We start from the raw sequence: 23,398 nt of genomic DNA, 5'->3' as shown, positions 1-23,398 counted from the left end.
CTGCGACAACTCCCACTACGCGTTCACAGCCCCGATTCGGCGGTCCGCACGAGCACCGCGCCGCACTCCGGGCACTCCAGCACCTCGTCGCTCGCCGCCTCCCGGATGCGGGACACCTCGCGGCTGTCGAGCTCCAACCGGCAGGCCCCGCACCGGCGCGCCCGCAGCAGCGCCGCGCCGATCCCCCGCAGCTCGTGCCTGCGGGTGTAGACCTTGAGCAGGTCCTCCGGGATGCCCGGGAGGACCTTCGCGCGCTCGGCCGTGCGCCGGGCCTCGTTGGTGTCGAGGTCGGCGAGGTTCTCGTCGCGGCGGTGGGTGACGTCGGCCAGGACCTGCTCGGCCTTGCCGAGTTCGAGGTCCGCGTGCTTGGTGTCGAGTTCCACGGCCTCGCGGCGCTCCATCAGCTCCAGCAGGTCGTCCTCCAGCACGCTCTGCCGCCGTTCCAGGCTGGCGAGTTCGTGCTCCAGGTCGGTGAGCTGCTTGGCGCCGATGGTGCCGCCGGAGAGGAGTTTGCGGTCGCGGTCCTCGCGGGCCCGGACGGCGTCGATCTCCTTCTCCTGGCGGGCGGCTTCGCGGTCCAGGTCGTCGAGCTGGGTGCGGATGGCGACCACGGCGTCCCGGCGGGCGCGGACCGCCTGCTCCGCCGCGGCCAGTTCGGCCAGTTCCGGCATGGAGGTGCGGCGGTGCCGCACACGGGCCAGTTCGGCGTCGACCTCGGCGAGGTCGAGGAGTCGGCGCTGGACGGCGGGATCGGCTTTCACCCGGTGAACCTCCCGGTTCGGGTCGGCGCGCCTGGGGCCTGGGCGGTCCAGGGATCGGTGCGGCGGGAAGAGACGTCGACTGTGACGGTACCGCCGAGGGCGGAGCGCAGGATCTCCGCCGCCTGGCCGCACCACGGCCACTCGCTGGCCCAGTGCGAAACGTCGACGAGCGCGGGCGCGGACGGGTCGGCGAGGTGCTCGCCCGCCGGGTGGTGGCGCAGGTCGGCGGTGACGTACGCGTCGACGCCCGCCGCGGTCACCACCGACAGGTACGAGTCGCCCGCGCCGCCGGACACCGCGACCGTCCGGATCTCCCGGTTCGGGTCGCCCGCCGCGCGGACCCCGCCCTCGGTGGCGGGCAGGGCGCGGGCCACGCGCTCGACGAAGACCGCGAACGGCTCCGGCTCGGGCAGCACCCCGACGCGGCCGATGCCCGTGCGCCCGTCCGGGTTCGGGTTCAGCGGCCCGGTCACCCGCAGGCCGATCGCGGCGGCCAGGGCGTCCGAGACGCCGGGGTCGGCGGAGTCGGCGTTGGTGTGCGCGCAGTACAACGCGATTCCGGCGCGGATCAGCCGGTGCACCAGCCGCCCCTTGGTCGTGTCGGCGCCGACACCGTGCACGCCGCGCAGCAGCAACGGGTGGTGCGCGACCAGCAACCCCGCGCCGGTCTCGATCGCCTCGTCCACAGTGGACTCGACCGGGTCGACGCAGACCAGCGCCCGCTCGATGGTCTCGGCGGGGTCGCCGCAGACCAGACCGACGGCGTCCCAGCTCTCGGCGAGCGCGGGCGGGTACGCGGCCTCCAGTGCGGCAACCGCGTCGGCGACGGTCGTCACGGGTGGACCTCCAGTTCGTCCGGGACCAGTTCGGCCAGCGCGGCCAGCAGCGGCGCGCACTCGCCCGGGGAGCGGACGGCGACCCGCAGGTGGTCCGGCCCGAGCCCGGGGAAGGTATCGCCCCGGCGCACGGCGATTCCTCGCGCGCGCAGCGCGTGCCGCAACCGTTCCCCGCCGGGGACTCGCAGCAGCAGGAACGGCGCCCGCGGATCTCCCTGCACCAGGTGGCCCAACTCCGCGACCAGCACCTCGCGGTGGTCACGCGCATCGATCGCCGCGAGTTCGGCCTCGGCGAGCGCGGGGGCCTCGCAGCAGGCCACGACCGCCTCCAGCGACAGCGTCCCCACCGGCCACTGTGGACGGTTGCGGGCCAGTCGGGCGAGCACGTCCGGGTCGCCCAGCGCGTAGCCCGCGCGCAGGCCGGGCAACGCCCAGGTCTTGGTCAGGCTGCGGAACACCAGCACCCCGGACTCCCCCGCCAGGCTCTCCGGCTCGCCGGGCACGGCGTCCATGAACGCCTCGTCGACCAGCACGACCCGACCCGGCCGCCGCAGCGCGCGGATCAACTCGGCCGGGTGCAGGGTCGAGGTGGGGTTGGTCGGGTTTCCGACCACCACGAGGTCGGCTGCCTCCGGGACCCGGTCGGGGTGCAGGGCGTAGCCGTCCTCGGCGTCGAGGAGTACCCGGTGCACGGGCACGCCCCCGGTGCGCAGCGCGACCTCGGGTTCGGTGAAGGACGGGTGCACGACCGCGGCCAGGCGCGGCGTCAACGCGGGCAGCAGCGCGAAGCCCTCGGCGGAGCCGTTGAGGACCAGGACCTCGTCCGGGTGGCGGCCGTGTCGGGCGGCGGCGGCCGCGCGGGCGCGCAGGTCGTCGGCGGGCGACGGGTAGGTGCCGAGACGGTCGAGGGCGCCCGCGAGCCGGTCGCGCAGCCAGCGCGGTGGCCTGCCGCCGCGCACGTTGACCGCGAAGTCGAGCAGGCCGGGTCCGGCGTCGCGGTCGCCGTGGTGGCGCAGCAGGTCGCGGTCGGCGGGGAGGGGCGGGTTGTCGCTGGTCATCGCCGCCAGATGCTAGTGCGTCCGGCGGTCCGCCCCGGTACTCCTACCCTGGCCGCGTGCACATCTGCTTCGTCTGTACCGGCAACATCTGCCGCTCCCCCATGGCCGCGCTGGTGTTCGCCGAGCACCTGCGCCGCGCGGGGTTGGCCGACCGGGTCCGGGTGACCAGCGCGGGGACGGGCGGCTGGCACGTCGGCGAGCCCGCCGACCCGCGCACGGCGGGTGTCCTGGCCCGCAACGGCTACCCGGACGAGCACGTCGCCGCCCAGCTCGACGACGACCACCTGTCCGCCGACCTGCTGGTGGCGATGGACGCCGGGCACGCCCGCGCGCTGCGCGCCCAGGGCGTCGACCCGGACCGCGTGGTGCTGTTCCGGTCCTTCGACCCCGCCGCCACCGACCTCGACGTCCCGGACCCGTACTACGGCGGCCCCGAGGGGTTCGACGAGGTGCTGGCGATGGTCGAGGCCGCCTGCCCGGAGCTGCTGGACTGGGTCAAGGAGAACTGAGCCGTGGACCCCCGCGAAGCCGTCGTCGCCGTGACCGAGCTCACCGGCGCCCGGGCCGTCGCGGCGTACCCCCTGACCGACAACGTCTTCGAGGTCGACACCGACGACGGCGACCTGTTCGTGGCCAAGTACGACGCCCGCACGGCCGCTGTCACCGCCACTGCGGCGGGCATGGACTGGCTGGCCGAACCGGGGGCGGTCGCGGTGCCGCAGGTGCGCGGCGCGGACGACCGCTGGCTGGTGATGGAGCAGGTCGAGCAGTCCCCGTGGACCCCCGACGCCGTCGCCGCCTTCGGTCGCGGCCTGGCCGACCTGCACTCGGCGGGGGCGCCCGCGTTCGGCGCGTCGACCGGCCCGGAGCGGGCGTGGATCGGGCTGGCCCCGCTGACCTGCGTCCCGGCGGACACGAGCTGGGCGGCCTGGTACGTCACCGACCGGATCGAGCCCTACCTGCGCGGCGCCGCCGACCGCTGCCTGCTCGACGCCGACGGTGTGCACGCCGTCGAACAGGTCTGCGCCCGCGTCGACGACCTGGCGGGCCCGCCGGAGCCGCCCGCCCGGCTGCACGGCGACCTGTGGCACGGCAACGTGCTGTGGACGGTGGAGCGGGCCTGGCTGATCGACCCGGCCGCGCACGGCGGCCACCGCGAGACCGACCTCGCGATGCTGTCGCTCTTCGGCTGCCCGGAGCTGAGCCGGGTCCTGGCGGCGTACCACGAGCACCGCCCGCTGGCCGACGGTTGGCGGGCCCGCGTGCCGCTGCACCAGCTGTTCCCGCTGCTCGTGCACACCGTCGTGTTCGGCGGTACGTACGCCCGGCAGGTCGCGGACACGGCCCGGGCGGCGCTGCGCGCGTGAGGCCGGCCTACCGTGGTGGGGTGCGGTTGAGGTTGCTGCTGCGTCCGAGTTGGCTGCTGCTGGCCTTCGTCACGGTGGCGTTCGCCGTGACGTGCTTCACGCTGCTCGCGCCATGGCAGTTCGAGCGGAACACCGAGCGGTCGGCGACGAACGCCGCGGTCCGCGCGTCCTTCGACGCCCCGCCCGCCCCCATCGGGTCGGCGCCCGCCGACGAGTGGCGCCGCGTCACGCTGACCGGCGAGTACCTGCCCGAGGCCGAGGCGCTGGCCCGGCTGCGGACGGTCCAGGGCAACGCCGCGTTCGAGGTGCTGACCCCGTTCCGGCTCGTAGACGGTTCGGTCGTACTGGTCGATCGCGGCTACCTGCGCCCGGTCGAGGGGGTCCGCGTGCCCCAGTTCGCCGCCGCCCCGACCGGCCGCGTGGACCTGCTGGGCCGGATCCGCGTGAACGAGACAACCCCCCGCGACGCGTTCGACGAAGACGGTCGCAGGCAGGTCTACGCGATCGACCCGGCCGTGGTCGGCCGCGCGGCGGGCCTCGACATCCGACCGGGCTACGTGCAGCTGGAGGAGAGCACCCCCGGTGTCCTGGGGGTGCTACCGCTGCCGCAGCTGGAGGCGGGACCGTTCCTGTCGTACGCGTTGCAGTGGATCGCGTTCGGCTCGATGGCCCTGCTCGGCCTCGGCTACTTCACCTGGCGCGAGATCCGCCCGGGCGGCGCGCTGGACACCGCCCGCCCCCGGCGCCGGTCCGTCGCGGAGATCCTGGCCGAGGACGAGGAGCGGGACCGGGTCAGCGGCGGCACCGCAGGGCGATGAGCGCGGCCAGCCCGGCCGTCGCGGTGCCGATGTGCCGGGACAGCTGCACGGCCTTGGTGACGTCGATCGCGTCCGGCGCGCCGCCGTCGCCGAGCACCGGCCGGTCCTGCACGCCGTAGGGGTACTCGGTGCGGCCCCCCAGGCTGATCTTCAGCGCCCCCGCGAAAGCGGCCTCGACGCGGCCCGCGTTCGGGCTGGGGTGCGCGGCGGCGTCGCGCTGCCAGGCGATCCACGCGCCCGGCTGGTCGCCGCCGACGGTCCTGGCCAGCAGCACGGTCAGCGCCGCCGCGACGCGCGCGGGCACGTAGTTCGCCACGTCGTCGAGGCGGGCGGAGGCCCAGCCGAAGTCGCGGTACCGGGGCGAGCGGTGCCCGACCATCGCGTCCATGGTGTTGACGGCCCGGTAGCCGAGCAACCCGGGCACCCCCGCGACCGCGCCCCACAGCAGCGGCGCGACGACGGCGTCCGAGGTGTTCTCGGCCACGGACTCGACGACGGCCTTGGCCAGCCCGTCGACGTCGAGCCTGCTCGGGTCGCGGCCGCACAGGTGGGGCAGCCGGTCGCGGGCGGCGTCGAGGTCGAGGCGGGCCAGGTGGTCGCCGATGACCGCGCCCTCGGCGGCCAGCGACCGACCGCCGAGCACGACCCAGGTCGCCACCGCGGTCCCGGCCACCCGGACCAGCGGGTTGCGGGCGCGTTCCACCAGCACACCGAGCCCGACGGCGCCACCGGCGAGCACGGCCGTGTAGACCACCCCGGGAGCCTTGGCGTCGCGGTGGACCAGCCGCTCCAGCCGCTGCGCGACCCGACCGAACCCGGCCACCGGGTGCCACCGCCGGGGGTCGCCCCAGCGCGCGTCCGCGGCGGCGCCCAGCAGCAGTCCGAGCGCCCGTGCCACCGACACCGCTCCTCCTCGCGCTGGCCCTGATCAAGTTCCCCCTGGCGGGGGAACCGTAGCGCGGGGCGGCGGCCGGGGTGCGCGGCTGTCGGCCACCCGGGCTATCGTGGCCCGCCGTGGAGGATGACCAGGCGGACGCCCCCGCCGCCGCGCGGTTGCAGCTCTACGCCTACCTGCAGCCCCGTGAGCACCACCACACCTACCTGGCGATCATGCGGCTGTTCACCTCGACCCTGCTGGCCGACCTGTCCGCCGGTGAGGTGTCCTCGGCGCTGGCCGCCGCCGAGCGCGACGGCCGGGTCGACATCGGCGAGTCGCACATCGACGTGGTCATCCCGCGGCTGCGGCAGCTGGTCGAGTGGGGCAACCTGGTGCACGGCCGCCGGGAGACCATCGCCGCCAGCATCGCGGAGTTCCAGCAGGGCTCCATGCGCTACCAGGTCAGCAAGCTCGCGGTGCGCGTGCAGCGCGACGTCGACGAGCTGCTGCGGGTCCCCGAGGGCGCCCGCGAGGTGTCCCGGGAGCTGCTGCCCGCGATCGAGCGCGGGCTCACCGAGCTGGGCGAGGCGCTGGCCGTGGCCGCCGCGCGCAGCCAGCGCGACCCGGGCTCGCTGCCCGCGCGCCGGGCCCGCGAGCAGCTGGCCGAGCGGGTCACCACGCTGTTCCTCCAGCACGCCGAGCTGGCCGCGACCGTCCGCGACTTCTACGCCTACCTCGGCCAGGTCCTCACCCGCCACCACTTGGCGCCCGAGGAGATCGCGGGCTTCCGCAACCTGCTCGTCGAGTACATCCAGGTCGTGGTGGAGGACGTGCTGCGGCACACCCCCGCCATCGCCTCGTCGCTGACCACGCTGGCCCGCTCGCGCTCGGAGCTGCTGCGGCTGCTGCGCCCGGCCGAGCAGCTGGGCGCGGCGGTGGAGCGGACCCGCGGCCGGGGGTCGGCGGACTGGCAGGAGTTCACCGACTGGTTCGTCGACCGGCCGGGAAACCCGAGCCAGGTCACCGCGCTGCGGGAGGCCACCACCCGGGCCATCGGCGCGCTGCTGGCCACGGTGCGCCGGGCCACCACCGGCGGCGGCCTGCTGCCGAGCAGGCGGGCCGAGCTGGTCCGGCTCGCGGGCTGGTTCGACGCGGCCTCGCCGGAGCGCGCGCACGCGGTCTACGCCGCCGCGTTCGGCCTGCACTCGGCGCGCAACCTGCTGCCCGCGCCGGAGCACGACGGCGACGACGAGCACACCCCGTGGGCGGACGGCCCGGCCATCGACGTCACGGTCAGCGTGCGCGGCCGGGGCGACCGCGGCGCGCGCGGCCGGACCTCGCGGATCATGGACGACCCGATCACCGAGCAGGGCCTGCTGGCCCAGGCCCGGGAGGCCGACGAGCGGCGCGCCGCGGCGGCGGACGAGCTGGCCGCGGCGGCGGCGAACCTGGACGAGGCGACGCTGTCCGGTGAGGCCCTCGGCGCGCTGTGCGAGCTGCTCACGCTGGCGATGGCGCAGCGCGAGGGCGCGGCGGACCCGGGCGCGGCGACCGACCAGGTGCGCGGGCTCGCGCTGACGCTGACCCCGCAGGTCGGCCGCACGACCCGCATCCGCAGCAAGGCGGGCACGCTGACGTTGCGCGACACCCTCGTCGGGATCACCCGGGTCGAGACGGGCAAGAGCGGTAAAAAGGTAAGCGATGCCCGTTAAAACGCGCCCCGATGTCCTGGCGGACCTGTCCGACATCGACGCGGCCAATGTCGCGCGGTGCGCGAAGGTCTTGCTGCGCCACCCCCTCTTGCGGCCGGGTGGGCAAGACGGCGACCTCTTGCCGTTGGTGTACCGGTATCGCGTATCGCTGCAAGAGATGTTCGCGACGCTGTTGGGCTACCGGCTTGTCGTAGAGCGCCGGTTCGCACGTCTATATAAGAGCGGCCCGGGTGACGACACCACGCGCGGTGAGGCCAGCCTGTCCCCACGCGCCTATGCGTACGTCTGCCTGACAATGGCAGCGCTGACCGGTGTCGGACGGCAGGTGCTGTTGTCCCGTCTGGTCGCCGATGTGCGCGGTGCCGCGTCCGAGGCCGGGATCTCCGTGGTCGACGACGTGGGCGACCGGCGCGCGCTGACCGCCGCGCTGCGGCACCTCATCGGTCTCGGCGTGATCACCGAGACCGACGGCACGGTCGCGGGCCTGGTCTCCGAGGCCCCGTCGGAAGCGCTCATCACCATCCACACCGACCTGCTGGGCCAGCTGCTGGCCGGTCCGCTGGCCGAGGCGGAGTCCGCCGACGAGCTGGTGGAGCTGGCGTGCGCGCCCGGCCGGTTGGGCGTCGAGCACGCGGTGCGGCGCAGGCTGGTGGAGAACCCCGTGACGCTGCACGCGGACCTGCCCGCCGCCGAGGCCGAGTGGCTGCTGCGCAACCAGCGGCGCGAGTCGGTCGTGCTGGAGCGCTGCTTCGGCCTGGTCACCGAGATCCGCGCCGAGGGCGTCGCGGTGACCGACCCCGAGGAATACCTCACCGACGTCGTCTTCCCCTCCACCGGCACAGTCGCTCGAATCACCCTCTTGGCGCTGCCGGAGCTCTTGGACCAGTCCGACCTCTTGGACGACAACGACGAAGAGCCCCCACGACGTCCCGACGGCCGCATCCCGGTGACCAGGGAACGGTTGTTGTACGTGTGCCGGATCCTGGTGGAGGACTACCCGGCCGCGTGGTCGCGGCAGGCCACCGACGGCCTGGACACCCTCGCCGACGCCGTGGTCGACCTGCTTTCCCGCCTCATGCTCGCGGTGCCAGACGGCGACGGCTGGTTGATCAGCCCCGCCGCGCACCGCTGGCTGCCGCAGCCGGACGACTCGCCCGGCAGACCGGCGGCCGTGCCCGAGACGCCGCCGGAACCGGGGTGGTCGCTGTTCGACGAGGAGGCCGTGCGGTGACGACCGCTCCGACACCCGAGACGCCCGAGACCGACCCGGCCCCGGTGCCCCCCGAGCACGACGACACCCCGCGCCCCGGGCGCTGGCGGCTGCACCGCGGTGGCATCGTCAACATCTGGCAGTACCGCGAGCAGGTCTTCGACTTCTCCGGCGGGCGCGCGATCTTCCAGGGCACCAACGGCTCCGGCAAGTCCCGCACGCTGGAGCTGCTGCTGCCGCTGTGCCTCGACGGCGACCTGCGCTACCTGGGCTCCAAGGGCGCGGGCACGGTGTCCATCCGCCGTCTCATGCTCGACGACTACGACGGCGGCCCGAACCGCATCGGCTACGCCTGGATCGAGCTGCACCGGCACACCGCCACCGGCGCCGACGAGTACCTGACCTGCGGCATCGGCGTGAAGGCGTCGGCCACCTCCCAGCAGATCAGCGACTCGTGGCGGTTCGTCACCCCCACCCGGGTCGGCACGCACTTCCAGCTCGCCTCCGCCGACCGCGTCCCGCTCGGCCCCGCCGCGCTGCGCGAGGTGCTCGGCGCGGACCGGGTCTACGACGAGGCCGCGTTCCGCGCCAAGGTCGCCGAGACGGTCTACGGCGTCCCCGGTGGCCGCTACGGCGACCTGCTGCACCTGCAGCGCACCCTGCGCAACCCGGACATCGGCCTCAAGGTCCAAGATGGACAGTTGGAGCAGATCCTCACCGACGCCCTGCCGCCGCTGGACGCGGGCGTGGTGGAACAGCTGGCCACCTCGTTCGAGGACCTGGAGTCGATCCGGGAGAACATCGGCAGGCTCAGCTCCGCCGACACCGCGATGACCGCGTTCCTGTCCGGCTACTCCGGCTACGCGCTCGGCGCGCTGCACGCGGCGGGCGGCAAGGCCCAGGCGGCGGGCCGCGCGCTGGACAACGCGCACGCCGAGATCCGCAAGCTGGAGACCAAGCTGGTCGCCGACGCCGACCGGCACGCCGAGGCCGAGGAGCGGGTGCGGGCGCTGGAGGAGCGCGACGCCGAGCTGGAGACCGGCATCGACTCGCTCAAGTCGCTGCCCGCCTACCAGGGCCTGCGCGACCTGCGCGACCGGGAGAAGCTGGTCGAGCAGTCCCGCGAGGCGGCGAGCACCGCGCTGGACAACGCCGGTGTGCAGCGCAACCACGCCGACCGCGCGGTGGAGACGGTGCTGACCGTGCTGCGCCGCCTGGGTGGCGACCTCGAGGACGCGACCGAACTCGCCCTGTCCACTTCGGACGCCGTGACCGCCGCCGGGCTGGACCCGGCGCTGTGCCCGCGGGTCCCGGAGGCGCCGAGGCCGGAGGCGGGCGCGGTGACCGACCGGGTCCGCGCCAAGCCGGACCCGGAGGCGGAACCGCTGACCATCCAGCGCCGCACGCCCCCGCCGGTCGCCCCGGACGAGCTGGCGTCCGCGCTGTCGGACGCCGCGGGCCGGGCCGGTGACCTGGCGGGCGTGGTGGCCCGCCGGGCCGCGCTGGCCATGTCCCTGCACGACCGGGCGCTGTCCCTCGACGCCGACCGGCAGGAGCTGGACAAGCTCCAGGCCAAGGCGCGCGACGCGCAGCTGGCCGCGACCGAGGCCGCCGGTCACCGCAACGAGGCCCGGCAGCGCTTCGGCGTGGCCGCCGAGGTGTGGTGCGAGCGCGCTACGGCGTGGGCGTCGAACGGTCCGTTCGCCGACCACGAGCACGCCCGACCGCCGCGGCCCCCGGCCGTGGACGCGGTCCTGGCCCGCCCGGACTCGACCCGCGAGGCCCGGGACGCGGCCCGGCAGTGGGCGGCCCCGCACCTGACCGGCCTGCGCCAGCAGGTGGTGTCGGCGCGGCAGGCCGTGGACGAGCTGGTGCGGCGCACCAAGGACGCCGAGGCCCGGCTGATCGAGCTGCGCAAGGGCGTCGACGCGGCCCCGCCCGGCCTGCCCGACCGGGGCGACGGCGTCCCGTTCTACCGCCTGGTCGACTTCGCCCCCGACCTCGACGCGGAAACCCGCGCGGGGCTGGAGGCCGCGTTGCAGGACAGCGGCCTGCTGACCGCGTGGGTGCTGCCCGACGGCGGTCTCGGCGAGCCGGGGCTCGCCGGTGTCCTGGCCACTGTGGACGGTCCGGCGCCGAGCCCGTTGACCGCCGCGCTGGTGCCCGCGGTCGAGCCGGGCGACCCGGTGCCGGCCGGTGTCGTGGCCGCGCTGCTGGCGGCGGTGTCCTACGACGCGGAGTACCCGGGGCTGGCCGTGTGGCCGACGGGGCGTTGGCGGGCGGGTGTGATGCGGGGTTCGGCGGCCAAGCCGGACGCGGAGTTCGTCGGCGCGGGGGCCCGCGCGGCGGCCAGGAACCGGGCGATCGAGGAGCTGGCGGCCGGGCTGGAGGTCTTGCACACCGAGCTGGCCGAGGCCGAGACCCGGCTGCGCGACCGGTCCGCGACGGTGGAGGTCTGGGACCGCCACCTCGACGCGTTCCCCGACGACCGCGAGCTGATCGCCGCCCGCGTGACCGCCGAGCAGGCCGTGCGCCAGACCGACGACCTCACCGGCAAGGCCGAGCGGTGGCGCACCGAGCACGTCACCGCCGACGGCCGCACCCGCGCGATGGAGACCGAACTGGCCCAGGACGCGGCGGCGGCCGGGCTGTCGGCGGACACCGAGGCGCTGCGGCACGCCCAGCGCGCGGCGGGTCAGGCGCGCGGGTCCGCGGAGGCGCTGCGCGACGCGTTGGCGAAGCGGGCCGTCGGCACGATCCGCGACCTCGTCGAGGCGCTGCACGACCACAACGCCGCCGTCGACGACCGCGACACCGCCGAGCGCGTCGCCGACGAGAAGTGCCTGGCCTTCCACCGCGAGGCCACGGCGCTGGCCGAGCTGACCTCGGCGGTCGGCGGGGCGGCCGAGCAGGTCGCGCACCAGCTCACCGACCTGGAGCGGCAGCGCCGCGAGGCCCGGCAGGCGCTGCCGGAGTCCCGGCGCGCGGCGGGCGAGCTGTCCAACCAGGTCGTGAAGACGCAGACCCTGCTCGACACGAGGTCGGCGGAGATCGACGGCAGGCGCACGGCGGCTTCCGCTGCGGCGCAATCGTTTGCGGACGCGTTGGCCGCGCCGGGCGTGTGGTCCGCCGCGATCAGCGAGGACCGCCCGGGCGACGACGCCGACGCGTGGGCGCTGCTGGAGGCGGCGGTCGCGGAGAGCAAGCGGCTGCCGAGCGAGGAGAACGTCCTCACCAAGCTCCAGGCGTTGCAGGCGGCCCTGGCCGGTACGCACAACGTGCTGCCGGAGCGGCACGCGGGAATCCTGACCGTCGTCGTGTCGGCCGAGGAGGGCCCGGCCCCGGTGGCGGTCGCCGCGCGCCGGGTGGCGGAGCGGCTGTCCGAGCGGCGCGGGTTCCTCACGGAGCAGTACCAGGGGATCTTCGCGCTGCACCTGGTGCGCGAGCTGGCGGAGCGGCTGTCGGCGCAGATCGCCGTCGCCGAGGACCTGACCAGGCGGATGAACGACGTGCTGGACACCGCCCGGTCCAGCCAGGGCGTGCACGTGCGGCTGGAGTGGCAACCCGCCGCCTGGCTGGACGAGTCGACGCTGGAGGCCCTGCGGCTGCTGCGGATCCCGTTCGCGCAGCGGACCGAGGAGCAGGACACCCGGTTGCAGCAGGTGTTCACCGAGCGGATCGAGTCCGAACGCGACAGTGCCAGCGGTGGCTACACCGAGATCCTGGCCCGCGCCCTGGACTACCGCGGCTGGTTCGCCTTCACCGTCCGGGTCCGCGACACGGGCCCCGACGGCAAGCCCCGCTCCCGCAGGCTGCGCCAGCTGTCGTCCGGCGAGACCCGCCTCATCTCGTACGTCACCCTCTTCGCCGCGGCCGCCGCCTTCTACGGCGCCATCTCCGCGGGCTTGGCCGCGTCCATGTCCCCGCTCCGCCTGGTCCTCCTGGACGAGGCATTCGAGCGACTCGACGACCCGACCATCGCCCGCATGCTGGAACTCCTGGTCGACCTGGACATGGACTGGATCATCACCTGGCCCAGCGGCTGGGGCGTCTCGGACCGCATCCCCCGCATGCACATCTACGACGTCCTGCGCCCCAAATCCGGCCACGGCGTCGCCTGCACCCACACCACCTGGGACGGCGCGGACCTGGAACGGGACGACCCGTGACGGATCCCCTGGTCGAGTTCGGGCGCCCGGAGTACGAGGTCCTCTGGCGCCAGGCCCGCACCGCCGTCGCGCGCGGTCAGGTCAAGCTGGGTTACAAGGCCCCCACCCCTTCGGCCGCCGCAGCCGTCTCCACCCTGCTCGACGTCGAAGTCACCGCAGGCGTCGGCCGCACCATCGCCGTCACCGACCTGGACGCCCGCCTGCACACCTTCGGCACCACCCTGAACACAGTCCTATCCACCCTCTTCGGCGACGCCGCGGCAACTCTCGCCCCCGTCGCCCCGCACCAGGCCGACGACATCCTCTTAAGGGCCCTGGTCTCCGCGGGCCTAGACGTCCCTTGGGCCCCTCAATGGGCCGACCAAGCCCGCCGCTACGCCAAGATCCCCGCCGAGCACCTGTCGACCATGGCCACCCAGGCCGCCGCCGTCCTGGCCCGGCTCAACCTCGCCACCACTCCACCCGCCACCTGGCAGGTCCGAACCGACCTCAACCCGGCCCTGACCCGAGGCAACCGCCTGACCGCCCTGGTCCTGCGCGGCGCGGCCCTGGCCCACAACACCCCACTCCCCCGAACACCGGCCGACGAACGTCGCCTGTGGGAACGCTGCGGAGTCCTCCCCGACGCCGTGTCGACGACCGTCCTCAGCTGGAACTTCCCCGGCTGCGAGGCTCGCACGTCCCAGGGCCTCCCCACCCACCTCACCATCCGAGACCGCGTCCCCCCACTTCCGGGCGTCTCGATCTGCGCCAGCCCCACCACCCTCGACGCCGCCATCGCCGCAGGCGTGACCCACCCCCTGCTCTGCGTCTCGGGTCACCTGAACCCGGTGGCCCGCCACATCCTCGCGGCCCTGAGGACCCCCCGAATCCACACCGACTTCGACCCCCACGGCCTCCTCATCGCCACCCAGGCCCACAGCCTCGGCGCCACCCCCTGGCGCCTAACAGCCAACGACTACCGCGACGCCCTAACCACGGCCCGCACCAACACCTGGGACCTCCCACCCCTGGACGCGGCACCCCCGAACACCCCCTGGGACCCGACCCTCCCCGAGGCCATGCGCGCCGGCTGGTCCATCCCGGAGGAGTTCACCATCCCCACCCTCCTCACCGACCTGACCTAACCCACCCCTCCCCCCGCGCTTCCCCTCCACCTCAACCCAAAGCCCGCGCCGCCGGTGCCCGACGCGTCCATGCCGAACATCCCGGCCGCCAGGTGGGGTCGTGCCACCGGACGCGCCCGTGCGACCCGGCATCGGCCAGCCGGGCGCACCCGTGCCGCCACCCGCCCTCCTTTTCACTCCCCTCCCCCCAACACAAAGCCCCACCCACCCGGGGGCAGGCCCCGCCTTGAGCCTATCGCCGCAGATCAGAGCCCCGGAAGCCCCGACCCGGCCACTGTGGACAAACGCGATTCATGTGGACAGCTCAAACACAATTCGCCTCAGCGGGAAGCGCCAACGAGTCGCAGAGCGGCCGTGGCGCGGCCACTCCGCCAAGCAGGCGGATCCCTGCCAGGTAGGTCGTTCTACCAAGCGGCCGGTGATCTCCAGGACCCTCAGCAAGGAACTGCCGCGCCAGCCGCACTTCCCAGCCAGCCCTTGATTTCAGCGTCTCAAGGTCGACGACAGGCAGAGCACCCACGACCCGCGCCATCACGCAACAGCGGGCCCACCCTCACGCGAACCCGGCCAACACCTCGCACACAATCCCCCGCATAGCCGCCTCCGCTCGCCCCGCGTCCCCCGCCACCACCGCCTCCGCCACCTCCACATGCAGCCGCACCGCCTCGGGCTTGGGGGACATCGGCATCCGCCCCTGCCGGGTCCGGCCGGTCAACACCTCCCCCACCACCTCCCCCAGGTGCGCGAACATCTCGTTCCCCGACGCCACCAGCAGCAGCCGGTGGAACTCGATGTCGAAGTCCAGGAACGCGTCCAGGTCATCCGTCGACGACCGCAGCCGAACGGCCAGCGACGTCAGCCGTCCCGCCTGTTCCGCCGACACCCGCACCGCCGCCAGCGCCGCGGCCGCGGGCTCGACGGCCGCGCGCAGCTCGGTCAGCGACCGGAATTGCCGTTCCCGGTCCACCCCCGCCAGCCGCCAGCGGATGACGCGCGGGTCGTAGAGGTTCCACGCCGCCTCCGGCAGCACCACGATCCCCACCCGGCGGCGGCCGACGACCAGGTGCATCGCCTCCAGCACGCGCAGCGCCTCGCGCACGACCGTGCGGGAGACGCGGAAGCGGGTTTCCAACTCCTCCGTGCGTAGCACCGTGCCGACGGGGTACTCGCCGGTCACGATCGCCGGGCCGAGGGTGTCGAGCACTTGGCCCGGGAGTCCTGAGGTCACCACCTCAGTGTGTCACTCATATGACCAGTGCGTCTCAGACTCTTGAATAAGTACTACTTTTGAGCTTCACTGGGTCGATGGACACAGTGGTCGTCGTGATGGGTGTGTCGGGCTCGGGGAAGACCACCCTGGCCGCGGGCGTCGCCGGGGCCCTCGGTGTCCCGCTCGCCGAGGCCGACGAGTTCCACAGCGCGGCCAACATCGCCAAGATGCGGTCCGGCACACCGCTCACCGACGAGGACCGCTGGCCGTGGCTGCGCGCCATCGGCGACTGGATCCGGGACCGGGCCGCGACCGGCGGCGGCGTGGTGACCTGCTCCGCGCTCAAGCGCGCCTACCGCGACCTGCTGCGCGAGTCGTCGCCCCACGTCTTCTTCGTCGAACTCGACGCGCCCCGGGCCCTGCTGGCCGACCGCATGGCCAACCGCAGCGGCCACTTCATGCCCGCGTCCCTTTTGGACTCCCAGCTGGCCGTCCTCGAGCCGCTGGACCCCGCCGAGCCCGGTGTCCGGCTCGACGCCACCGCCACCCCGGCCGACCTCGTCGAGGCCGCGCTGCGGGCCGTCCCCACCGGAGGCAACCCGTGATCACCGCAGCGGCCTGGACCGGGCACGACGCCCGGCTGATCGGCGCGGCCGTGCTCGGCATCGCGCTGATCGTCGTGCTCATCACCAAGCTGAGGCTGCACCCGTTCCTGGCGCTGGTGCTGGGTTCCGGGCTGCTCGGGCTGGTGGCCGGGATGCCGGTGGCCAAGCTCGTCGAGAGCTTCACCAAGGGCGTCGGCTCGACGGTCGCGGGTGTCGGCGTGCTCATCGCGCTCGGCTCGATCCTGGGCAAGTTGCTCGCCGACTCCGGTGGCGCCGACCAGATCGTCGACACCATCCTCGGCCGCGCGTCCGGGCGGCGGCTGCCGTGGGCGATGGCGCTGGTGGCGGCGCTGATCGGCCTACCGATGTTCTTCGAGATCGGCTTGGTCATGCTGATCCCGGTCGTCCTGCTGGTGGCCCGGCGCAGCGGTCAGCCGGTGATGCTGCTGGCCATCCCGGCGCTGGCGGGCCTCTCGGTGCTGCACGGCCTGGTGCCGCCGCACCCCGGCCCCCTGGTCGCGGTCGACGCGCTGCACGCCAACCTGGGCCTGACGCTCGGGCTGGGTGTGCTGGTCGCCATCCCGACGGTGATCATCGCGGGTCCCCTGTTCGCCCGCTACGCCGCGCGGTGGGCGCCGGTCTCGCTGCCGGAGGAGCCGGAGCAGGAAGCGCGCGCGGAACGGCGTCCCAGCTTCGCGGCGACCCTGACCACCGTGCTGCTGCCGGTCGTGCTGATGCTCGGCAAGGCGCTGGCGGAGATCCTGCTCCCCGAGGACAACCCGGTCCGGCACGTGCTCGACTTCCTCGGCACCCCGCTGGTCGCGCTGCTGCTGGCGGTCCTGGTCGGCATGGTCGCCCTCGGCCGCGGCCTGGGCCGCGACGGCCTGTCGAAGTCGGTTTCGGACTCCCTGCCGCCGATCGCGGGCGTGCTGCTCATCGTCGGCGCGGGCGGCGGGTTCAAGCAGACGCTGGTCGACGCGGGCATCGGTGACGTGATCACCGGTCTGGCCAAGGACGCCGACTTCTCCCCGCTGCTGCTGGGCTGGCTGATCGCCGTCGCGATCCGCCTGGCCACCGGCTCGGCCACGGTCGCCACCATCTCGGCGGCGGGCATCATCGCCCCCTTGGCCGCGGACATGGCACCGACCCAGGCCGCGCTGCTGGCCCTGGCCGTCGGCGCGGGTTCGCTGTTCTTCTCGCACGTGAACGACGCGGGCTTCTGGCTGGTCAAGGAGTCCTTCGGCCTGTCGGTCGGGCAGACGGTGAAGACCTGGTCGATCATGGAGACGATCATCTCGGTCGTCGCCATCGCGCTGATCTACCCGCTCAGCCTGCTGCTCTAGCTGTACTGACCTGATCTGGAAGAACGCTTGCGCTCGTCGCCGGAACGCGATCGCGGAGTCCTTGGTCTCCTCGGAGAGGATCTCGGTGTAGGCGAGTCGGGAGTGGTCGTCCACCGCGTTGTGCGGGAAGCCATAGCCGATCTGCGGGTTGCGGTAGGCGTTGCGCTTGGCGGTGGGGGTGCGTTGGCTGTCGCGTCCGCCGACCTGACGTTGCGCCGCCCGCCGCAGCGGCAAGCCCTCCCGCACACCAAGATCATCCGATCACCTGTCGCCCCGTACCCAACCTCAGTGGTCAGTACAGCTAGCCCAGCTCTCGATCATCTGGCGGGCGATCGAGGTCTGCCCGGACAGCACCAGGTCGTCCAGCACACCACCGGCGTCGAGGGTGGCGCGCACCTGTTCCCGGGACACCCAGCGGGCCTCCTCGATCTCCCCCTCCGCCAAGGCGAACGGCAGCGCGCGGTCGGCGCGGGCGGTGAAGCCGAGCATGATCGACCGGGGGAACGGCCACGGCTGGCTGCCGAGGTAGCGGATGTCCCGCACGCGCAGCCCGACCTCTTCGAGGATCTCCCGCCGCACGCAGGCCTCAAGGGACTCACCGGTCTCGACGAACCCGGCCAGGACGGAGAACCGCCCCTCGGGCCAGTTCGCGCCACGGGCCAGGAGCACCTGCTCGCCGTTGACCCCGACGCCGTCGTGCACCAGGCAGATGACGGCGGGGTCGGTGCGCGGGTACTCCTCCCGCCCGCACCCGGTGCAGCGCGACGCCCACCCGGCGGCCACGACCTCCACGGCAGACCCGCACTTGGCGCAGAAGCCCGCGCGGGCGTGCCAGTTGGCCAGTCCGACGGCGGTGGTGAAAAGGCCGGCGTCCACATCGTTGAGCTGGGCCCCGATCGTGCGCAGGTCCTGCCACCGCACCCCGTCGGCGTCCTCGGCACCGATCCACAACCCCCAGCTACCGGGCGGGGGATCCACCGGGCGCAGGTCGGCGTCGGTGTGGAGCGACCAGTACGCGGCGTCCCCGAGCTGCCCGAGGAGTCGGGCGTCCGGGGGGCGGGAGTCGCTGACGGCCGTGGCGGGCCGCAGCGCGAGCGCGGTGTCGCCGGGGAGCAGCGGGACCCGGCCCTTCTTGTCGACCAACAGCACCTGGCCGACCTTCCACAACTGGTCCAGCCGCCCCTCGTCCTTGCGGGCAGCCTCGTCCCGGTCCACGGCGGACCTGGACAGAGTCGGCAAACCGGACAGCTGGAACGGCAGTGGCTGGGTCATGCCCCCATCCTCTACCAACCGACCCGGGACAGCCTGTGTCTTTCCCCTCCGCTTACCGCCACCCGCGTCCACGCCCCGGCCGAGCCCGCGCACCCGCTCACGACCATGCCGGATCAGCATGTCTTGCCCGCAGACACATGCCGCGCCCTCGCCCCCATGCGCTACCCGCATTCCCAGCGAGCCAAGGTCCACAGCGAGCCTGTGCCCACAGCAAGACCCGCGCCCGCTGGCCCGGGCCGGTGTCCACACCGAGCCCCGAGTTGTCCACAGGCTTGATCGTCTTCGGCCGGGACTGTCGGTCCCGGCCGGTAGAATGGATACCGGGGGCCGGAGGCGTGCCGCCTCAGGAAACCGCCTCCGGACCGATGTTCCACGTGTTGCACTGGTAGGTCAGGTTCTTGGTGTAGCCCTGCTCCTGCCACCCGCCGTTGTGGTCCGGGCTGCCGTGGTCCCGGGGGACGCCTTCCTGCCAGTCGCCGCGGTGGTAGCCGTCCTGGATCGCCACGTCGACGAGGCCCTTGTTGATCGAGCCGCCGCCGCGCGCGCCCGCGGCGAGCCACATCCCGCCGAAGCAGGAAGCCTGGAGTTCGCTGCGGCGGGACAGTTCCAGGCCTGCCGCGGTCTGGTCCCCCGCCTCGTAGCGGGCGTTCCAGTAGGCTTCGGTGACCCCCGACATGGCTTGGATGTGGTGGCCGAACTCGTGGGCGAACAGCGCCAGGTAGTTGCCGACCCCGTAGCCCTCGTCGGCCTGCAACCCCTCGTACGGCATGTACAGCGTGTTGTTCTGCGAGCAGTAGAACGCCGCCACGACGCCGTCGCTCTCGCTACCGCACGGGCTGCTCCACTGCTTGCCCGTCGGCGATTCCAACTTGGGCGAGATGTACGGCAGGTTGGCGCGTTGCATGACCGGCGCCCACGCCTTGTCGAAACACGGGATGGCCGCCGCGAAGAAGGCGTGCGCGCTGGACGGGTCGTTGCGCCACGCGGGCAGGTTGCAGGTGACCGTTGTGGTGCTGTTGTTGCCCATGAACAACGGGTTGTTCACAGTGGCGTACACCGGCTGCGGCCTCGACGCCGTCGCAGTGGTCCGCGGAGCCGTCGTAGTAGTGGCCTGACGCGTCCCCGTAGTGGTGGTGGACGTGCTCGCACGCGGCGCGGTAGTCGTGGTGACGACAACCGTTGTGGTCGTCGTAGTGGTGGTGCTCGGCGGGGTGTACGAGGTGCTGGGAGCGCTATAGCCGACGTCATGGGAACGCTTGGGCTTGTGTAAGAGCACATTCAGGCTCACAACGCCCGTGGCCGCCAAGAGAATCACCGACAACGTGATCGCGACGATCATCCCCGTATTGGACTTCGGCCGCATCGGCGGCGCCCACACCGGCGCGTAGCCCGGCGGCGGCCCGTACTGCCCGTACTGCCGGGGGTGCTGCGCGGACCCGAAGTACATCCCTTGTGGACCGTACGGACCGGGCGCGGGCGGCAGCGGCTGGGCCATCGGCGGGGGTGCCACCGGCATCGGCGGTGGATACGGACCGTGTCCGTACCACGGACCCATCGGCGGCTGGTTCATCGTTCCCCCGGATTCCCCTCAACCGATTTGGCCGGACCGGCGGTGAGCATAGGCGCGCTCGACTATCGTTCGCTGCCGTGTTGACGAATTGGGGGGTCACCGCCGCGGCGCTGGTGGCGGGCATCACGTTCGGCGCGGCGCAGCCGTCGTTCCCGTCGCTGCCGCCGAACCCGCCGACCATCGATTTCCCGGTCCCCACGCAGACCGGGACCGGTGTGCCGCCGACGTTCAAGCCGATACCGGCGCCGGGTTCGACGAACCCGCGGCCGTCCGGCGTGGTGCCCACCCCGGTGCTGCCGCGCAGCGTCAACGTGCAGCTCAAGGTGGAGCGCGACGGCAGCCTCACGGTGCAGGAGCAGGTCATCGTGCAGGCCCGGCAGCGGATGAAGCGGACCGCGCCGCTGCGCATCGGCGACCGGGTGTTCACCGTGCGCGACGCGACCGTGCAGGGCAACGGGACAACCGCGATCACCCCGGACACCTTCACCATCGACCTCGGCGAGGGCGCGTCGACCGTGCGGTACACCGTGGACGGCGCCATCGCCGACCTCGGCGACCGCCTCCAGTTCCGCTGGCCGGTGGCCAGCGGCTGGGACAGCGTGCTGGTGCTGGTGCGCGCCTCCCTGCTGACCCCGAAGCCCGGCCGCGACTTCGTCTGCCTGGCGGGCCCCGCGGGCACCGAGCAGCCCTGCCAGTCCGCGGTCACCGACTCCGGCGGCATCCTCCGCGTCCGGCAGGGGAACCTGGCGGTCGGCGGCCGGATCGACCTCTCCGCCAATCTCGATTCCGGGATGGTGCCGGTCAACGCCAGGTTCGAGCGTTCGGAGAACGACGCCTTCGCGTTGACACCGCTCGGCGGTGGCGGTCTCGGCTTGGTGGCTCTGCTGTTGCTCGGCGGGTTCGCCGCGTTGTGGACGGCCCGTGGGCGTGACGCGAAGGCATTGGTGGCCGAGGTGCCGTCCGTGGACCTCTTAGCCACCAACGCCGGTCAGGTCTCCTTCGCCTCCCCCGACGGTGTGCTCCCCGGACAGGCCGGAACGGTTGTCGACGAGCGGGTGGACGCGCGGGACCTCAGCGCCACCGTGGTCGACCTCGCGGTGCGCAACTACCTGTGGATCACCGAGGCGGGTAGCGACTGGCAGATCGTCCGACGCAACCCGGCCGACGACTCCCTGACCGCGTACGAACTCGCGGTCTACGACGCCCTCTTACCCAACGGCGCCGGCTCCGTCACCCTGTCCTCGCTCCGCTCCACCCCACCGGACCTGTCCAAGGCGCGTAGTGCGCTCTACGCGGACGCGGTCTCCCGCAACTGGTTCAGCCGTCACCCCCAAGGCATCGGACGTCTGGGAATCGCGGGCATCGCGCTCCTCGTCGTCGGTATCGCGGGCACCGTCCTCTTGGCGCTCAACGACGGTTCCGCACTTCTCGGTATCGCGGTCGGTATCGCCGGTCTCGGCCTCTTGCTCGGTTCCCGTTTCGTGCCCGCACGGACCAAACGCGGCAGCGTGCTCGTGCAGCAGGTGCGCGGTGTCTTGGCCTTCCTGCAGAAGGCACGCGCGGACGACGTCCCCTCCTCCGACCGCGAAATGGTCTTCTCCCGGTCCCTGCCCTACGCGGTCGCGTTGGGGGAGACCGAGGCGTGGTTGACCCGTTTCGGCGCTCTAGACCCATCGGCCGATGGCACACCCGGTCTCTACTGGTACGCCACCCAGGACCCCACCGCCGACCTGCAGCGGTTCACCGCCCAGTTCCAGACCTTCCTGGCGACCCTCGACGACATCCTCGGCAAACACTGAGAGTAGCTACAACAACGCGACTTGATCTGCGTAAACCCCCACAAGGGGGTCGCTGGCGCGCCCTAAAACACTCGGTGTACCTTTCGCCCACTCTGTCTACCCTCGATCGGGTGTCTCGGGAGGTCACACGGTGTCCATCGTGCACAGACTGGCGGCTGGCGCCGCCGCGAGCGTCGCCCTCGTGGCGCTGGCCGTCCCCGCGCTCGCCCAGGCAGACCCGGAGTACCCGGTCGAGGTCGGCCAGCCGACGCTCGCCACGGCGGTCAGCGTGTGCGACGGCGGCAAGAGCGGCGTCGAGGTGATCCTCGACGACCGCGACGAGCCCTACACCGTCAGGCTGACCGGGTCCGCCTTACCGGCGCAGAAGTCGACCTACGACGACGAGCACGGGGTCAACCGCGTGCTGTTCACCCCCGTCCCGGTCGGCTCGTACACCGTGGAGATCGAGGGCGCGGACGAGAAGTCCGACGGTCTCCCCGTGACGGTGAAGCCGTGCAAGGACCTCGACCCCGCCAAGGGCGAGTTGAACGTCAGCGTGGCCTGCCGCGGCGGCTGGGGCGTGGCCACCTTCGAGATCGCCAACCCGGCGACCGGCGACGTGCGCAACTACACGCTGCAGATCAACAACCCGTACGCCTACAACGTCGAGGTCGCGGCCGGGGTCTTCCTGAGCATCACCGACAACCTCTACGACGACGGCGAGTACGTGGCCACCCTGCGCGGCGACGGCTTCGAGACGCCGCTGGTCCGCAAGTTCACCGTCAAGTGCGCCTCGGACAAGGCCCCCGGCGTCGGCACCTACGCGCTCTGCGACAGCAAGCCGGACGTGACGAGCCCGGCGCAGCTGTGGGTCGAGCTCGACAACCCGAACCGCGCGGCCGTCGAGTACTCCGTCACCGCGAACTCGTTGACCAAGAAGGTGTCCGTGCCCGGCGCCTCGCACGGCAACGTCAACCTCGGCGGGATCCCGGCGGGCGACTACCCGGTTGTCGTCAAGGGGTCCGACGGCACGGAAGCCGTTACCGGCGTGTCGGTGGACCACTGCGCCGACGTGAAGGTCGACCGCGACGGCCTCCAGGTCGCCACCCGGTGCGTGGACGACGCTTCCGTGGTGACCGTGCGCTTCTACGCCGTCGGCCCCTACCCGTCCGAGCGCAAGTTCAGCATCGAGGGCACCCCGCGCTTCGACGCCACCGTCCGCTTCGACGGTGACGGCGTCTACCGGTGGACGCGCCACGTCGGACTCTTCGAGGACGGCGTCTACACCGCGCACCTGACCGGCGGCGGCCTCGACACCACGGAGAAGTTCACCGTGGACTGTGCAAAGGACACCCCGCAGCCGACCACCACGGTGTCCACCCCGGACACCACTACGACCCCCAAGCCGACGGAGCCGTCGCAGCCGCAGGAATCGACCCCGGCCGTCACCACCTCGGCCGCGCCGGTGCCCCCGGGCGACGGCGGCACGTCCCCGGACGGCGGGCTCCCGGTCACCGGTGTCGCCGTCGGCGGCATGGTGCTCCTCGGCCTGGCCGCGCTCGGCGGCGGCACCGCGCTGCTGATCGTCGTGCGGCGCAGGCGGGCGGCCGGACAGGGCTAACCGGTCCGGGGTATCGGTCCGGGGTCGGCAAAACCGGCACACCGAGTTATCCACAGGCGGGCAC

18 protein-coding genes and 1 pseudogene are annotated in these 23,398 nt (G+C 73.1%); 11 read left to right on the top strand and 8 right to left on the bottom strand.

What is annotated here, in order from left to right; translation table 11 throughout:
• Positions 1–23 precede the first annotated feature (23 nt).
• From V5P93_RS05440 to cobC, 3 genes are read right to left on the bottom strand one after another with little or no spacing between them, the layout of a single operon-like run.
• Positions 24–761 carry a zinc ribbon domain-containing protein gene (locus V5P93_RS05440; protein ID WP_104482728.1) on the bottom strand — a complete coding sequence of 246 codons (738 nt, stop codon included), beginning with the start codon at positions 759–761 and terminating at the stop codon, positions 24–26.
• The gene (locus tag V5P93_RS05435) at positions 758–1,597 is read right to left on the bottom strand and encodes a Nif3-like dinuclear metal center hexameric protein (protein WP_104482729.1); all 840 of its coding nucleotides are present in this window, start codon (positions 1,595–1,597) and stop codon (positions 758–760) included. Before V5P93_RS05435 ends, V5P93_RS05440 begins: the two co-directional genes overlap by 4 nt.
• Entirely contained in the window at positions 1,594–2,655 is a 1,062-nt protein-coding gene (gene cobC, locus V5P93_RS05430) for an Rv2231c family pyridoxal phosphate-dependent protein CobC (protein ID WP_104482730.1), read from the bottom strand. Before cobC ends, V5P93_RS05435 begins: the two co-directional genes overlap by 4 nt.
• Positions 2,656–2,711: 56 nt before the next feature.
• Between cobC and V5P93_RS05425 the strand changes: the two genes are divergently transcribed.
• The 3 genes from V5P93_RS05425 to V5P93_RS05415 are packed head-to-tail and all read left to right on the top strand — an operon-like array spanning position 2,712 to position 4,840.
• The gene (locus tag V5P93_RS05425; protein WP_104482731.1) at positions 2,712–3,164 is read left to right on the top strand and encodes a low molecular weight protein-tyrosine-phosphatase; all 453 of its coding nucleotides are present in this window, start codon (positions 2,712–2,714) and stop codon (positions 3,162–3,164) included.
• Between the two features lie 3 nt (positions 3,165–3,167).
• The gene (locus tag V5P93_RS05420) at positions 3,168–4,022 is read left to right on the top strand and encodes a fructosamine kinase family protein (RefSeq protein ID WP_104482732.1); all 855 of its coding nucleotides are present in this window, start codon (positions 3,168–3,170) and stop codon (positions 4,020–4,022) included.
• Positions 4,023–4,042: 20 nt separating this feature from the next.
• A complete protein-coding gene (locus V5P93_RS05415; RefSeq protein WP_104482733.1) occupies positions 4,043–4,840 on the top strand; it encodes an SURF1 family protein in 798 nt (265 codons plus the stop codon).
• On the opposite strand, the gene V5P93_RS05410 is transcribed toward V5P93_RS05415, so the two are convergent.
• Positions 4,815–5,744 (bottom strand): cobalamin biosynthesis protein, encoded by a 930-nt coding sequence (locus V5P93_RS05410; protein ID WP_104482734.1) that lies wholly within the window; start codon positions 5,742–5,744, stop codon positions 4,815–4,817. The two genes, V5P93_RS05415 and V5P93_RS05410, sit on opposite strands and share 26 nt — an antisense overlap.
• Before the next feature lie 110 nt (positions 5,745–5,854).
• Between V5P93_RS05410 and V5P93_RS05405 the strand changes: the two genes are divergently transcribed.
• Genes V5P93_RS05405 through V5P93_RS05390 form a run of 4 tightly spaced genes read left to right on the top strand, consistent with a single transcriptional unit; the run spans position 5,855 to position 13,935 of the window.
• The gene (locus tag V5P93_RS05405) at positions 5,855–7,429 is read left to right on the top strand and encodes a DUF2397 domain-containing protein (RefSeq protein ID WP_104482735.1); all 1,575 of its coding nucleotides are present in this window, start codon (positions 5,855–5,857) and stop codon (positions 7,427–7,429) included.
• Positions 7,419–8,660 carry a TIGR02678 family protein gene (locus tag V5P93_RS05400; RefSeq protein ID WP_104482736.1) on the top strand — a complete coding sequence of 414 codons (1,242 nt, stop codon included), beginning with the start codon at positions 7,419–7,421 and terminating at the stop codon, positions 8,658–8,660. The genes V5P93_RS05405 and V5P93_RS05400 overlap by 11 nt, the downstream gene beginning before the upstream one ends.
• Positions 8,657–12,808 (top strand): TIGR02680 family protein, encoded by a 4,152-nt coding sequence (locus V5P93_RS05395; RefSeq protein ID WP_245931691.1) that lies wholly within the window; start codon positions 8,657–8,659, stop codon positions 12,806–12,808. Before V5P93_RS05400 ends, V5P93_RS05395 begins: the two co-directional genes overlap by 4 nt.
• Positions 12,805–13,935: a TIGR02679 domain-containing protein gene (locus tag V5P93_RS05390; protein ID WP_181043865.1), complete on the top strand. Its 1,131-nt coding sequence runs from the start codon at positions 12,805–12,807 to the stop codon at positions 13,933–13,935. Before V5P93_RS05395 ends, V5P93_RS05390 begins: the two co-directional genes overlap by 4 nt.
• Positions 13,936–14,488: 553 nt before the next feature.
• On the opposite strand, the gene V5P93_RS05385 is transcribed toward V5P93_RS05390, so the two are convergent.
• On the bottom strand, positions 14,489–15,163 hold the full coding sequence (locus V5P93_RS05385; protein WP_104482737.1) for a FadR/GntR family transcriptional regulator: 675 nt from the start codon (positions 15,161–15,163) through the stop codon (positions 14,489–14,491).
• Positions 15,164–15,240: 77 nt separating this feature from the next.
• On the opposite strand from V5P93_RS05385, the gene V5P93_RS05380 reads away from it, so the two are divergent.
• Both V5P93_RS05380 and V5P93_RS05375 read left to right on the top strand, forming a co-directional pair.
• Positions 15,241–15,750, top strand: a complete 510-nt coding sequence (locus V5P93_RS05380) for a gluconokinase (protein ID WP_104482738.1) — start codon at positions 15,241–15,243, stop codon at positions 15,748–15,750.
• Complete coding sequence (locus V5P93_RS05375; RefSeq protein ID WP_374066429.1) at positions 15,750–17,093, top strand: GntP family permease; 1,344 nt, start codon at positions 15,750–15,752, stop codon at positions 17,091–17,093. Before V5P93_RS05380 ends, V5P93_RS05375 begins: the two co-directional genes overlap by 1 nt.
• A gap of 18 nt (positions 17,094–17,111) precedes the next feature.
• Here the strand turns inward: V5P93_RS05375 and V5P93_RS05370 are convergent.
• From V5P93_RS05370 to V5P93_RS05360, 3 genes and pseudogenes are all read right to left on the bottom strand, one after another.
• Positions 17,112–17,231 (bottom strand): annotated as a pseudogene (locus tag V5P93_RS05370) (IS481 family transposase); the annotation flags it as partial.
• A 147-nt stretch (positions 17,232–17,378) separates the two neighbouring features.
• Positions 17,379–18,365, bottom strand: a complete 987-nt coding sequence (gene nudC / locus V5P93_RS05365) for an NAD(+) diphosphatase (protein WP_104482740.1) — start codon at positions 18,363–18,365, stop codon at positions 17,379–17,381.
• A 343-nt stretch (positions 18,366–18,708) separates the two neighbouring features.
• The gene (locus V5P93_RS05360; RefSeq protein ID WP_181043866.1) at positions 18,709–19,881 is read right to left on the bottom strand and encodes a neutral zinc metallopeptidase; all 1,173 of its coding nucleotides are present in this window, start codon (positions 19,879–19,881) and stop codon (positions 18,709–18,711) included.
• Positions 19,882–20,012: 131 nt separating this feature from the next.
• On the opposite strand from V5P93_RS05360, the gene V5P93_RS05355 reads away from it, so the two are divergent.
• Together V5P93_RS05355 and V5P93_RS05350 are read left to right on the top strand one after the other, a co-directional pair.
• The gene (locus V5P93_RS05355; protein ID WP_181043867.1) at positions 20,013–21,734 is read left to right on the top strand and encodes a DUF2207 domain-containing protein; all 1,722 of its coding nucleotides are present in this window, start codon (positions 20,013–20,015) and stop codon (positions 21,732–21,734) included.
• A 139-nt stretch (positions 21,735–21,873) separates the two neighbouring features.
• Entirely contained in the window at positions 21,874–23,334 is a 1,461-nt protein-coding gene (locus V5P93_RS05350) for a hypothetical protein (RefSeq protein ID WP_146108321.1), read from the top strand.
• The last annotated feature ends 64 nt before the right edge of the window (positions 23,335–23,398 follow it).

It is taken from the genome of Actinokineospora auranticolor (assembly GCF_041897805.1).
GTDB lineage: Bacteria > Actinomycetota > Actinomycetes > Mycobacteriales > Pseudonocardiaceae > Actinokineospora > Actinokineospora auranticolor.
The sequence above is the reverse complement of the archived record's forward strand: the minus strand, read 5'-3'. Positions and strand labels throughout refer to the sequence as shown.

Coding starts and splice junctions, on each gene's coding strand:
- cobC (WP_104482730.1), bottom strand. CDS start 2,655: ATGACCAGCGACAACCCGCCCCTCCCCGCCGACCGCGACCTGCTGCGC.
- V5P93_RS05400 (WP_104482736.1), top strand. CDS start 7,419: ATGCCCGTTAAAACGCGCCCCGATGTCCTGGCGGACCTGTCCGACATC.
- V5P93_RS05380 (WP_104482738.1), top strand. CDS start 15,241: ATGGACACAGTGGTCGTCGTGATGGGTGTGTCGGGCTCGGGGAAGACC.
- nudC (WP_104482740.1), bottom strand. CDS start 18,365: ATGACCCAGCCACTGCCGTTCCAGCTGTCCGGTTTGCCGACTCTGTCC.
- V5P93_RS05360 (WP_181043866.1), bottom strand. CDS start 19,881: ATGCCGGTGGCACCCCCGCCGATGGCCCAGCCGCTGCCGCCCGCGCCC.